The following is a 13,324-nucleotide window of genomic DNA, read 5'->3' on the forward strand; positions in this document are numbered from 1 at the left end:
CCTTTATTTTAGATTTTCTTATTTAATACTATAGCAATTAGCCGTAAAATAACAGTGTTCCTTAGACTATTTAAAACAAACTATTATTTAAAATATTTAAATATAAAAAAGAAGAAAGACCTCTCTCCAAAGCTATGTTTGGATGAAAGGTCGCTAAACTGTTGAATGTCATTATAAATTTTCACATCGTTATTTATTATCATAATTTACTAAGTCGTAGTGCATAAAAATACTGTACAATTGGATGCTTTAGCTTTATCTTCTCAGCCATATTTAAAATTCGTTTTTTTCCAAGCCGTCTGTCTACCAAAGCTAGAATATTCATTAGAATATCATTGCTCTCTAGGCTTTCCTCTAGAGGAGTGGATAAAAACTTATTAGCTACAACGATAAAGTTTGATTTGCTTAATGATGACTGCGCTGACAAAAGCTCCTTTGCCAATTCTGATAACTTTCTGTTCCTTGCTATTACTAGTAGGCGATCCTCTGGAACTAATCCCTTGGTTTCTTTTCTCAATACTTCAATTTCCTCATTACTGATAGGAATTTGTATACCAGAGTCATTCTTAATTTCTTGCTCTGTCTGATACCATTTGATTAAGGTAGTTTTATCGCTCATATTGAATACATTTTTTTTATCGACCGCGATATAACAACTCCCTGCTTTATCGGGTAAATAACGGTAGCTAGTTGCACGGTATTCAACTCTTCCTTGTAATGCAGGACAGAGAAAACTCTCCAAATTTTGTTTCAATTTGCTCCAGGACATATAATTCTCCTTAATTTTCATACTGTATAAATAAATTGAGTTAGTTAAGCTGTTCTAATATTATCATACAATAATCAACACATCGAACATACTAAATGCTAGGTGATTTTAGAATATCAGGCTTTACCAAAATTTTTGAATTGGTGATTACTCATTTTTACTATATAGGAAACTTACTATTCATCCTTGTTAAATTGAATAGTATTTTAAAAGCATAAAAAATAACCACCTCTCTACTTACATGAAGTGGTTATAGCTTTATTATATTAAAGAAAATGAAAAGAAGAGCCAAAATGGAAAGCTTTCTTTTATATTTCAAACGCAGTAAAACTACCCTCTTCATCAAAATCTTTAACTTTAATAACCTTATCGGCAAACTGTTCAACAGTATCTATGCTGCAACCTATTACAAGGGATAGCACTTTAAAATTCTTCTCCTTTTTCTTTCTATTAAATGCTTCAAGAAATGAAGCCGAAACCTTATCTTCCCCGTCTGTTACAAACACAATATCCGCTTGCTTAAACTTGCTTTCATTTATTACATTCAATGCTCCATCAAGCGGAAGCGCAAAGTTCGTACCTCCACCTAAGAAAGTTTGGGCTAAATTGATCGTATCTGAACTTTTTATTTTTCCTTTTTCGAATGTTAAAATCTGCGTGGAGGTAGAGAACAAAATTAAACAAAAATCCCTTCTTTGCTTTCTTGCAATTGACATAAGAGCTAATGTAAAGCCTTTGGATTGGGTGTCTAGCCTTTGCATACTTCCTGATTGATCTAGACAAAGTATGATTGGTCCTTTCCCCAATACTTCTTTCCCTATTTGCTCATATTGCATCGTCTGCCCTTCTACAAAGCGACGAAGGAAGTCGTTCTTTGTTATTGGGTGTATATATAAGCCCAATTCTATCGGCAGTATTCTCTCCACATCGTTGCCTAACGTAACCCCACTTCTTTCTATTGAATCACTTTTATTGGGCTTTTGCTTATTGCGAGCTATCTGTTTAAATCTTCCAGCCCAATCCGCAATTTCTTTCATCTTTTTATTAGATGCAATTTTTTCAGCTAATGAGATTTGGTCACGCAAAGGAATCTTTTTCAGTTCTGCATCACCATTCCCTGCACTGTAGCCACCAAGCAACGACTTCAGACTATCTTTCACTTGTTTTGTTTCTTGCATAGCGTGAACCAATGCATGGGAAAAGCTGTCACTGTTGATTTGAAGCATCCAATGCAATTTCTCATTAAACTTAGTCATCGCTTCTGTAAGATTCTCTTCTGACACCAAAGGTTCTTTTCCTATATACTCTTGCCGCTTTTGCTTTAGAAAATTCCTTTGAATCATGTGAAGTTCCTGCATCTGTTTCTGAATTTTTTCATCTTCCTGTATTTGGTCAACCAGCCATTGGTTCGTCCTCTCTCCGATTTTCACAGTGGCAATAGCTGACGAAAAATCATCCAATCGGGTGAAGTTCCGGTATTCTACAAAATATTCATCCTTCATAATTCTTTCCATGAGTGTTTTATTGACCATAAGCATGTTATCTACATCACTTTCCGTAATTTCAGGTTTCATCTTATATAATGATGCCCAAATGTCAGCTAGTAATGGTTCGAACATCGGTAATACACCTTCACCTCTAACCTTTTGAAGGCCGGGTGACATCTCAAATACTTCTTTGAAGCGTCTTTTATCGAATGAGTCCGTGTTCAATACGGAAAGATTATCGATGTAACTTTTAGGAGATTTCACAGAGGTCATCCCTTTTCACATCTTAAAAAAGATACTCGTGGAACATCTTTTTTCTTTTAGGTTATCCAAATAACAGGGTTCTAAAATCCTATCCAACATTTCATGTTGCATCGAGGTTACTTTATTTAGTAAGACATCGATATCAGCCTTTCGACTTTCATTTTGATTTTTAAGCTTATTTAAATCAGCCACTAAGGCCATCATTTTTTGAGTCGCTTCCATTCCAGTCTCTGGTGACTGATCCTGGAGTATGGAGTAGAACACTTCATTTGCTTCATTTTGTAAGGAATAGAGAGTTTGCGTAATAACGTCATGTGCATGGTTCCGAATAATGTAAGACACGGCATCTTTTTGCTCCACCTTTTCCCAAAGAACATTTTCAAGAATCGCGATATCATCCATCTGGACAACTTGCCTTTGGTTAATCATTGCTTTCGCTTGTAGAACACTCAATGACTGCTTGAACCTTCTATCTGATGGGCGAATTCCTTCATCCCTTAACTCCACACGAATTTTCGATAGGGCTTTATATACCTCGTCAGGAATGACTACCCTATCGGTCAAAAACTGGAGATGCAGCAATTCTTCCATTGTCATGAATGGCATTTGTATAGTTTGTCCAGCAGCTTTCAACATCGAGACAAAATTTGTTTCATCTGCGATAAAGTCAATCTCAAATCGCAAAAGGAAACGATCAAATAGCGCATCAAGCCCTTCTTCTTCCTCAGGGTATTCATTGGAAGCACCTATTACAGACATCAAGGGAACTTGAACTGGTGACCCATTATTATAGAATAGTCTTTCATTAATAAGCGTAAGTAAGCTATTCAAAATAGCAGAGTTCGCTTTAAAGATTTCATCTAAGAAAACTATATTCGCTTCCGGCATTTTAGATGTAATAATCCGTTGGTATACGCCCTGTTCCAAACCTTTTAACGACAATGGGCCAAATACTTCCTCGGGTGTACTGAACTTTGTCAGCAACCATTGAAAATATGCAGATCCCTCTATAATTTTAGATAATTCACTCGACAATGCCGATTTTGCAGTTCCTGCAGGACCAATCATGAGCATATGCTGCCTAGAGAGTAATGCAACTAGAATTCCTTCAACCTCATTCTCTCGTTCAAAAAACTTTGAATTGAGGGCCTGTCTGATTTCCTCTAACTTATTGCAATTAGTAAATATCATTTTATATAACTCCTTACTTTGTAATATAAATAGAAAAAACCCTTGCTTGTAGTCTCACTTTCCCATTTCTCGAAAGAAAATATATGCGAGAACTGGTTTTAATACAGTTTGATTCAAACTCATTCACTTTACTCTCCCCATAACTATATTTTACTGAAAGATGCTTCTTCTCCTTCCAAAACAGAACAAAATATACCTCTCCAAAATTCAGCGAATTAAAGAGAGGCATCAATATTTAATATAAATAAAAGTGCATAAACACCAAACTATCGTTTTTTTCCTAGTAACAGCACTACAGATGAGGTGAATAGAAAGTGAGTAGAAACTATGGCCATAAGGATAAAAGAGTAAGAAAAAAGGTCTTTCAACAATTCAGCGAATTGATGAAAGACCTTCCTATTTAGAGTATTTAGAGGCGCAGATGGGGCTCTGTTCTTATATAAGTGGAATGGTTGACTAAACCAATCGATTTCACCGCATTCATTGAGGCATACGCACACTTCATTATTAGCAGAAGCAGGTGTCGCACTCGAACAAGTCATGGATAGACTTGGCCATTTCAGATGATCAAATCACCAAGAATGTCTATCTCCACGTTACAAAAGAAATGAAAAAAGAAGCTTCCCAAAAGTTTGCACTAATGAGAAGCCTCGAATATAATCCTCTATATTAGCAAAATGTTAGCATTTCACTTTCACCTTACATACAAACCCATACATATCAAGGGTTGAAGCAGCTTATTACATCATGCCGCCCATTCCACCCATGTCAGGCATACCCATGCCGCCGCCTGCTGGTTCTGGAATATCTGCTACTACTGCTTCTGTAGTTAAGAATAATGCTGCTACAGATGCAGCATTTTGAAGTGCTGAACGAGTAACTTTAGTTGGATCTACGATACCAGCTTCGATCATGTTCACCCATTCGCCTGTTGCTGCGTTAAAGCCGATACCAACTTCTTCACGTTTCAAACGATCTACAACGATAGATCCTTCAAGACCTGCGTTGTTAGCGATTTGACGAACTGGTTCTTCTAATGCACGAAGTACAATTTTCAGTCCAGTTGCTACGTCGCCTTCTTTAGTTTCTGCTAATTCTGCAACTTTGTTATATACGTTTACTAGTGCAGTACCACCACCAGCTACGATACCTTCTTCTACAGCTGCGCGAGTTGCGTTTAAAGCATCCTCAATACGAAGCTTACGTTCTTTTAGTTCTGTTTCTGTAGCTGCTCCAACTTTCACTACTGCTACACCACCAGCTAATTTAGCAAGGCGTTCTTGTAGTTTTTCTTTGTCGAATTCAGATGTTGTGTCTTCTAATTGAGAACGGATTTGTGTTACACGACCAGCGATGCGATCAGAATCTCCGTTACCTTCTACGATTGTCGTATTGTCTTTAGATACAACAACTTTAGAAGCGCGACCTAACTGTGTAATATTAGCAGATTTTAAGTCTAAACCTAAATCTTCTGTAATTACTTCAGCACCAGTTAATACGGCAATATCTTCTAGCATTGCTTTACGACGGTCACCAAATCCTGGAGCTTTAACAGCTACAGCATTGAAAGTTCCACGTAATTTGTTTAACACTAGAGTAGCAAGTGCTTCTCCTTCTACGTCCTCAGAGATTAGTAAAAGTGGCTTGCCTTGTTGAACAACTTGCTCAAGCACAGGAAGAATTTCTTGAATGCTTGTGATTTTTTTATCAGTAATTAAAATATATGGATTATCTAAAATAGCTTCCATTTTATCTGAATCTGTCACCATATAAGGAGATGCATATCCACGATCGAATTGCATACCTTCTACTACATCAAGTTCAGTTGTAAACCCTTTAGATTCTTCAATAGTAATAACACCGTCGTTACCAACGCGTTCCATTGCTTCAGCGATTAGTTCACCAACTTCAGAATCACCTGAAGATATAGCTGCAACTTGAGCAATAGACTCTTTGCCTTCAATTTGTTTAGAGATTGCTTTTAGTTCTGTAACTGCTGCAGCAACTGCAAGGTCAATACCTTTACGGATTCCTACTGGGTTAGCACCAGCTGTTACGTTTTTCAATCCTTCGCGAATCATGGATTGTGCAAGTACTGTAGCAGTTGTTGTACCGTCACCAGCGATATCGTTTGTTTTAGAAGCAACTTCTGCCACTAATTTAGCACCCATGTTTTCGAATGCATCTTCCAATTCGATATCTTTTGCAATTGTTACACCATCATTAGTAATAAGTGGTGAACCAAATTTTTTCTCTAGAACAACGTTACGTCCTTTTGGTCCAAGTGTTACTTTAACAGCATCTGCAAGTTTATCCACTCCACGTAGCATTGCACTACGAGCGTCTTCACTGAATTTAATTTCTTTAGCCATGTGTATAGTTACCTCCTGAATATATTTTGTAAAGTTTTATTATTAGCCAATTACAGCTAGTACATCGCTTTCGCGTAATATTAAATAGTCATTGTTGTCATATTTCACTTCTGTACCTGAATATTTAGAGAAGATGATACGGTCTCCCTCTTTAACGTCAAGTTCAACGCGAGTGCCGTTTTCAAGTACTCGTCCAGTACCTATAGCAACAATTTTTCCTTCTTGCGGTTTTTCTTTAGCAGAGTCTGGAAGTACGATGCCAGATGCTGTTTTTTCCTCAGCTTCGATTAATTCGATTATAATACGATCACCTAATGGTCTTAACAAGTGAAACTACCTCCCTAAAATAGTAAAATGTAATATTATTAGCACTCTTACTCTTTGAGTGCTAACACACTTATAATAATAATTAATCACAGAACATTTTGCAAGTGAGAAGGTATCTTTTTCTTTTATTTCCTATTTCCTATACAATAAAAGGAGAAGGTACATACAGAGAGGAATCAAACTGTTCATGAAACAACAAAAAACCGGTATCTACATTTTAATTGTTTATTGTATTATGCAGTTATCAGGAGCTGTGTTTGCACCGCTTCTTTATAAGTTATTAGAAACTATGGAAATAGAAAATGCAGCCCTCATTGCTTCTGGATGGTGGGTATTTCTTAGTATGGGGATCGCCACATTAATCACCTTGTTCATTATTAAGAAAGACAATAATTACTTAAAACCGTTAAAAGGCAAGTCTAGTCCACTCCTTCAAACAGTTGGTTGGGGAGTTATCGGTTTTTTCCTAGTCCTTTTAGGTCAAGCTTATGCAGCTAACATTGAACAAAAGTTTGGTGTGGATCCTGGATCAGAGAATACAACCCAGTTTATCGAAATCGCCCAAGCTGTACCATTAGCTATTTTTTCCATCGTTATTTTCGCTCCTATTTTAGAGGAGCTCATATTCAGACGCATAATCTTCGGAACATTATTACCAAAAACTAATTTCTTTGTAGCTGCTTCTGTTAGTGCGATTGTATTTGGAATTATTCACTTTGACTTTACGCACATACTACTATATGCAGTATCAGGATTTATATTCTCCTTTATCTATTACAAGACGAAAAGGATTATTGCGTCTATGATCTCCCATATGCTATTAAATGGATTCGTTGTACTCGTTCAATTTTACGGAGATGAAATCCAGCAATTTTTGAAGCAATATTCCAATATGCAGTTAATATTCTTTCAATAGTACACTCCTATAACTTATAGTCATCAATAAAAAGCCTTTGACCCATTAGCATTGTGGTCAAAGGCTTCTTTAGTTATTCAGTATGTTCGTTTCTTATGAGATAAATCAAAGTTTGCAATTCAACAGATAAATCAATTGTGTGTACTCGGATCGCATCCGTTGTTTGAATACGAATTGGTGTAAAGTTTAGTATCCCTTTAATAGACGAAATCCCTAGTTGGTCTGCTACTTGCTGTGCTGATCTACTCGGCAAAGTGAAAATAACTAACTCAATTCCATATTCCTCTAGTTTTTCTAGCATAACACTAGAATGATATACAGGTATATCACTAATAGTCGTTCCCTCAACAGGTGCCTTTGTATCAAAAGCTACAACAATCTTAGTGTTATGATTTTTTTGGAAGTTATACTTCAAGAAAGCAGTTCCCAAACTACCAACACCAATAAGCGCGACATTCGCTGCCTCATCCTGATCTAGTGTTTTACGGAAAAACTCCAGTAACGTTGGTACTTCGTAGCCGTAACCCTTTTTCCCGAGAGCACCAAAATGAGAGAAATCTCTTCTAATTGTTGCGGAATCAATCTTCATCGCTTCACTCAATTCCTGTGAAGAAACTCTTTTATGTCCAGCATTATCAAAACTTTGTAAAAATCTATAATATAATGGAAGTCTTTTTGTAGTTGCTTGAGGAATTCTTGGTATATCTGGTTTCATAAAAATCCTCCTAGTTTAGTCAAACAAATCGTTTTTATCTTACTAGACATTTCTACCATTGTAAAGCTATGGCGTTGCAACAACAAGCCCTATCTATTACACTTAAGTTAGAATTGAGGTGCGAATACTGTGATCGTTTTACAAGTCAATCAAATAACAAAATCCTTTAACGGTGAAGATATATTAACAAACGTAAAGCTAGAGGTTCAGGACAGAGACCGGGTCGCCCTTGTTGGCAGAAACGGTGCTGGAAAATCTACTTTACTTAAAATAATTGCTGGTGAAATGTCATACGATTCAGGCGAAATCATTATGCCCAAAAATATTCGTCTTGGCTATCTAGAGCAACATGCAGGTCTAGAATCTAAGCTGACTATTTGGGATGAAATGAAGACTATTTTTAGTCATCTCATTAACTCAGAAAAAGAGCTTCGTTCCTTAGAATCACAGATGGCTGATCCTTCTGTATATGAAGATACCGAGGCTTATGCAAGAGTGGCAGCAACGTACGATGAATTGCAATTAGCTTTCAATGAAGCTGGTGGTTATCGCTTCGAATCTGATATTCGATCTATCCTACATGGCATGCAGTTCTTCCCAGAAGATTATGAGAAGCCAGTACAAGCATTATCTGGTGGTCAAAAAACGAGACTAGCATTAGCTAAAATGCTTTTAAGTAAGCCAGACTTACTCATCCTCGATGAGCCTACCAATCATTTGGACATTCAAACATTAAGCTTTTTAGAAAATTATTTAAAGAATTATAATGGTGCTGTTCTTATCGTATCGCATGATCGTTACTTTTTAGATCAGGTAGTTACCATTGTGTATGAGGTATCTCGTCATAATGTAGCAAGATTTGTTGGAAACTATAGCTCTTACTTAACGCAAAAAGCAAAAAACTATGAATTAGATAGTAAGAAATATGAAAAACAGCAAGAGGAAAAAGCAAAGCTAGAGGAGTTTGTTAGTAAAAACCTAGCTCGTGCCTCTACGACTAAAATGGCCCAATCTAGACGGAAGGTTATTGAAAAAACAGAGTGGATGGATTCCCCAGATGGCGATGAAAAATCTGCTTCATTCGGATTTACTATCGACCGACCTAGTGGGAATGACGTTCTCCGCCTAGAGGAAATTGCAGTCGGTTATCCAAACAATACAGTTTCATCTAACATATCCTTTTCTGTGTACAAACAGGATCGAATTGCACTTGTTGGACCAAATGGAGTTGGAAAATCGACTTTACTAAAAACCATTATGAAACAACTGGAAGCTGCTGGAGGCAAAATTCAATACGGAACAAATGTCCAATTTGGTTATTATGACCAAGAACAAGCGGCACTGACTGGCAATAAGACAGCTTTGTTAGAACTGTGGGATGAATGGCCATTGATGAATGAGCGAGATATCCGTAACGTATTAGGTCGATTCTTATTTACGGGAGATGATGTACAAAAAACGGTATCTACACTGTCTGGTGGTGAAAAAGCTAGACTTGCACTTGCCAAGCTCATGCTTTTAAAAGCGAACACCCTTGTACTCGATGAGCCTACTAACCATCTAGACTTAGACAGTAAAGAGGTTCTCGAAAATGCATTACTTGATTTCCCAGGGACGATTATATTCGTATCCCATGACCGTTATTTCATTAACCGAATAGCAACAAAAGTGATTGAGTTAGCAAGTGATAATGCAACCCTGTTCCTTGGAGACTACGACTACTACTTAGAGAAAAAAGAAGAAATGGAAGAGCTTGCTTTAGAAAATGCTGTCGTGGAAAATACGGTAGTTACCAAAGTGAACACATCCACTATAGATAAAGAAGCTAAGAAAAAAGAACGCCAGCTTCGACGTCAGCTAGAGGAATTAGAAAGTCAGATGCCGACGGTGGACGCGGAAATTACGATAATCGAAGAAAAGCTATGTGAACCGGAGATTTTCCAAGACCATGAAGCTGTTCAACAATTACAAATGGAACTCGATCAATTGAAGGAAAAACAAGATAACTTATCCAATGAGTGGTTGGAATTACAGGAACAACTGGAAGAAATAGCGACTTAAAGAAAAAAGGTAGTGTAACCAATTTTGTTTTGGCTTCACTACCTTTTCTTTTTGCTTTCTAATCTTGGTATTTTCTCCCTAACTACTAAAATTCTACAATTTTAGTATTAATCCTTCCTTTATATTAATTTTTCATTGAATGTCTGTCGTATGGTGTACATATATGTTGGTCAAGTGCTATTTTGCAATAATTTTTCTCCACATATTTATTCACAAAGAAAAACGAGTTATATCAATCTATCAACAGGTTTATCCACATTGTCCACAATTCAAAAACTTAGTTGTCCACAGCGCTGTGCATAACAATCATACTATATATAGTTTTATCTTAAGTTACACACATGTTATCCACAAATTGTGCATAAGTACGGATGTTCTCTATTGACAACTACTAAATTCCGTGTTAAAAAACCCTCTTTTCTTGTCGAAGAAAAGAGGGCATCAATTATTTGTCTAGGCTCTAGCCCCTTGAGTTATTTCAGAATGTCGGATAAAGGAAAAAGATGCCTTACTGTCAAATCTCCGACGCTTTTCAGGGCTATTATAGGTATTTGTGTTTTTTTCAGTTCCAACTATCTAATTCTAGTCCAGGCCTACCATTCATCGACATATTACCTCTATGACCCGCTGAAAATTTCGAATTTCCTGCAGCTGCAATCATCGCAGCATTATCGGTACACAGTTTGATGGGAGGAACATAAAAAGGTATATTTTCTTTAATAAAAGCTTCTTCTAGTGATGTACGAAGTCCTTTATTGGCAGCAACTCCACCTGCCGCTATGACTTGTTTAACTTTAAATTCTCGTGCAGCACGAATTGTTTTTGTTGTTAACACTTCCACTACACTTTGCTGGAAGCCCGCCGCCAGATGGTTCGGATTTACTTTTTCCCCTCGTTGCTCGGCGTTATGCTGATAATTGATAACTGCTGATTTTAATCCACTAAAGCTAAAATCATAGGACCCCTCTTCTAGCCAAGCTCTTGGAAATTGCAGTGCTTCGTCACTTTCATTAGCTAGTTTATCGATATGTGGGCCTCCTGGGTAAGGGAGATTCAGTACACGTGCTACTTTATCGTACGCTTCACCTGCAGCGTCATCTCTAGTCTCACCGATTAGTTCGAACAGACCATCGTCCTTCATCAATACAAGCTCTGTATGCCCTCCAGAAACAACTAATGCAAGAAGTGGAAATTCCATCTTCTGTACTAACGCATTTGCATAAATATGTCCTGCGATATGATGAACTCCGACAAGTGGAAGCCCATTCGCAAAAGCAAATGCTTTCGCTGCATTTATACCTATTAGAAGAGCCCCTACTAACCCAGGTCCTTCTGTTACTGCAACTGCATCTAAATCCTGAGGGGACATGCCTGCTTGTTTTAATGCTTCTTCAATGACAATCGTAATTTGCTCCACATGATGTCTGGATGCAATTTCGGGCACTACCCCACCGAATCGTTTATGACTTTCAATTTGTGAAGCGACTACATTGGAAATAATCTCTTGCCCATTTTTTACTATCGATGCCGCTGTCTCATCACAGCTCGTTTCTATCCCTAAGATATATTGGTCTTTCATCATTTAAATTCCACCCACATCACAAGTGCATCCTCTCCGGTATCTGAATAATAATTTTTCCGTATGCCTCCGTCTTGAAAATTGAGTTTATGATATAAGTTCTTCGCTACATCATTTGAAACTCTAACTTCTAACGTCATGAGAACTACATTTTGCTCTGTTACAACACGGATAGCTTCACGCATTAAGCCTTCGCCAATTTTGTTTCCACGCATTCTTTCCGATACCGCCACATTGGTAATATGACTTTCATCCATCACTACCCACATGCCACAGTATCCAACTAACTCTTTCGTTTCAGTTTCAGCTACAAGATAGTGTGAATATTCATTTGTCGTCATTTCGTGCTCAAAGGCTTCTCTTGTCCACGGTGTATCGAAAGCTTCCTCTTCGATTAACAGAACTTGGTCTATATCATCTATTGTCATTTTGCGATACGTAATATTAGTTTCCATTTTGCTTCTGCTCTTTCATCCAGTTTGCCTCTGCTTCTGTAATACGTAAATACTCCGGCACTACTGTATGCACTTCGTCAGGCTCCCTTTTTTTTGCCATCTCTATTAAAACTGCAGCATTTGGTAAATCGAAAGCAGCATTAACACGTTGCACCTTATCTCCAAGTACTTCCTTTATATGCTCCCAGTGAATTGTAACGTCCATCCCAACAAACAAAACTGGCTGTTCTAAATTATCTAACGTGGTCAGTAGATCTACTAAAGACATATGCGCTTCTTTTACTACTTCACCGTTTGTATAGATTCCAGCAAAGACATTACCGCGACGTGCATCCATAATAGAACACACTACTCCTTGGAAATAGGGTGCATTCTCGGCAAGTACATGTAAGCTCGATACTGAATATATCGGCACTTTTAGTGTCCATGCGAGCGTTTTTCCAATCGTAACTCCAATACGGACTCCTGTATAAGAACCGGGTCCTTTCGCTACAGCAATTGCCTCTATTTCATTTGGCTTGATATTTGCTTTTTCCATTAATTCTTCAATCGCTGGCATTGTTCCAATCGAGTGAGTAATTTTCATAGAGGACTGAATCGAAGCAAGTACTTGTTCATCCTTTACAATAGCTACCGCTAGCGGTGTATGTGATGTATCTATTCCTAACCAAATCATTCAAAAAGCTCCTCACATAATTGTTCATATCGTTCGCCCAGGGGCATAAACGTAAATTTTCTAGCATTCTCATCTAGCCGTAGTATCTGAATCGCTAATCGTTCTGCTGGTAGGTCTTCTTCTATCAAATGGGCCCACTCAATAATACTGACCGCATCCCCGTAAAACAGCTCGTCCCACCCTAGATCCTCGTCACTATTTGCAAGTCGGTAAACATCTAAATGGTTTAACGGGAGCCTACCCTCATACTGTTTTAAAATAGTAAAAGTGGGACTGTTCACGTTACGCTTAATACCCAAACCTTTTGCCACACTTTTAGTGAATGTCGTTTTACCTGCTCCTAAATCACCTTCTAGAGTCAGGACATCCCCGGCATGTAAGCGAGCTGCCATTTGCTCAGCAAGAGCCTGTGTTTCTTGCTCCGAATTAATCATTCGTTCATATTTCATCGGTTGCTTTCCTTTCCAGTTACATCTCTAATGCTTCTATTATAATGAAATACGTCGAATATT

The 13,324-nt window shown here is 37.6% G+C and carries 12 protein-coding genes and 1 pseudogene; 3 read left to right on the plus strand and 10 right to left on the minus strand.

Translation table 11 applies throughout. The features are described from left to right. Positions 1–199 precede the first annotated feature (199 nt). The 3 genes from MKX39_RS15820 to MKX39_RS15830 all read right to left on the minus strand — a co-directional run bounded on the left by MKX39_RS15820 (position 200) and on the right by MKX39_RS15830 (position 3,711). Positions 200–769, minus strand: coding sequence for an SF0329 family protein (locus MKX39_RS15820; protein ID WP_340770360.1), 570 nt, complete (start codon positions 767–769; stop codon positions 200–202). Between the two features lie 308 nt (positions 770–1,077). Beyond that, a complete protein-coding gene (locus MKX39_RS15825) occupies positions 1,078–2,529 on the minus strand; it encodes a vWA domain-containing protein (RefSeq protein WP_445678029.1) in 1,452 nt (483 codons plus the stop codon). 6 nt (positions 2,530–2,535) lie between these two features. After that, positions 2,536–3,711 carry an AAA family ATPase gene (locus MKX39_RS15830; RefSeq protein WP_340770364.1) on the minus strand — a complete coding sequence of 392 codons (1,176 nt, stop codon included), beginning with the start codon at positions 3,709–3,711 and terminating at the stop codon, positions 2,536–2,538. Between the two features lie 456 nt (positions 3,712–4,167). On the opposite strand from MKX39_RS15830, the pseudogene MKX39_RS15835 reads away from it, so the two are divergent. Further along, a pseudogene (locus MKX39_RS15835) lies at positions 4,168–4,384 on the plus strand (tyrosine-type recombinase/integrase); the annotation flags it as partial. 67 nt (positions 4,385–4,451) lie between these two features. Here the strand turns inward: MKX39_RS15835 and groL are convergent. Both groL and groES read right to left on the minus strand, forming a co-directional pair. After that, on the minus strand, positions 4,452–6,083 hold the full coding sequence (gene groL / locus MKX39_RS15840) for a chaperonin GroEL (RefSeq protein ID WP_093538283.1): 1,632 nt from the start codon (positions 6,081–6,083) through the stop codon (positions 4,452–4,454). A 42-nt stretch (positions 6,084–6,125) separates the two neighbouring features. Beyond that, on the minus strand, positions 6,126–6,410 hold the full coding sequence (gene groES / locus MKX39_RS15845; RefSeq protein ID WP_340770366.1) for a co-chaperone GroES: 285 nt from the start codon (positions 6,408–6,410) through the stop codon (positions 6,126–6,128). Positions 6,411–6,597: 187 nt separating this feature from the next. On the opposite strand from groES, the gene MKX39_RS15850 reads away from it, so the two are divergent. Beyond that, a complete protein-coding gene (locus MKX39_RS15850) occupies positions 6,598–7,326 on the plus strand; it encodes a CPBP family intramembrane glutamic endopeptidase (RefSeq protein ID WP_093538281.1) in 729 nt (242 codons plus the stop codon). Between the two features lie 73 nt (positions 7,327–7,399). Here MKX39_RS15850 and MKX39_RS15855 read toward each other — a convergent pair whose 3' ends face one another. Then, positions 7,400–8,041 carry a redox-sensing transcriptional repressor Rex gene (locus tag MKX39_RS15855; protein ID WP_340770370.1) on the minus strand — a complete coding sequence of 214 codons (642 nt, stop codon included), beginning with the start codon at positions 8,039–8,041 and terminating at the stop codon, positions 7,400–7,402. 129 nt (positions 8,042–8,170) lie between these two features. On the opposite strand from MKX39_RS15855, the gene MKX39_RS15860 reads away from it, so the two are divergent. After that, positions 8,171–10,102: an ABC-F family ATP-binding cassette domain-containing protein gene (locus MKX39_RS15860; protein WP_340770373.1), complete on the plus strand. Its 1,932-nt coding sequence runs from the start codon at positions 8,171–8,173 to the stop codon at positions 10,100–10,102. 562 nt (positions 10,103–10,664) lie between these two features. Here MKX39_RS15860 and tsaD read toward each other — a convergent pair. From tsaD to tsaE, 4 genes are read right to left on the minus strand one after another with little or no spacing between them, the layout of a single operon-like run. Then, a complete protein-coding gene (gene tsaD, locus MKX39_RS15865) occupies positions 10,665–11,684 on the minus strand; it encodes a tRNA (adenosine(37)-N6)-threonylcarbamoyltransferase complex transferase subunit TsaD (RefSeq protein ID WP_340770375.1) in 1,020 nt (339 codons plus the stop codon). Beyond that, positions 11,681–12,136 (minus strand): ribosomal protein S18-alanine N-acetyltransferase, encoded by a 456-nt coding sequence (gene rimI, locus MKX39_RS15870; RefSeq protein ID WP_093538277.1) that lies wholly within the window; start codon positions 12,134–12,136, stop codon positions 11,681–11,683. Before rimI ends, tsaD begins: the two co-directional genes overlap by 4 nt. After that, entirely contained in the window at positions 12,126–12,812 is a 687-nt protein-coding gene (gene tsaB, locus MKX39_RS15875) for a tRNA (adenosine(37)-N6)-threonylcarbamoyltransferase complex dimerization subunit type 1 TsaB (protein ID WP_340770377.1), read from the minus strand. The genes rimI and tsaB overlap by 11 nt, the downstream gene beginning before the upstream one ends. Continuing rightward, positions 12,809–13,261, minus strand: coding sequence for a tRNA (adenosine(37)-N6)-threonylcarbamoyltransferase complex ATPase subunit type 1 TsaE (tsaE, locus tag MKX39_RS15880; RefSeq protein ID WP_093538275.1), 453 nt, complete (start codon positions 13,259–13,261; stop codon positions 12,809–12,811). The genes tsaB and tsaE overlap by 4 nt, the downstream gene beginning before the upstream one ends. Between the last annotated feature and the right edge of the window lie 63 nt (positions 13,262–13,324).

It is taken from the genome of Psychrobacillus sp. FSL K6-1464, assembly GCF_038003145.1.
Taxonomy (GTDB): domain Bacteria; phylum Bacillota; class Bacilli; order Bacillales_A; family Planococcaceae; genus Psychrobacillus; species Psychrobacillus psychrotolerans.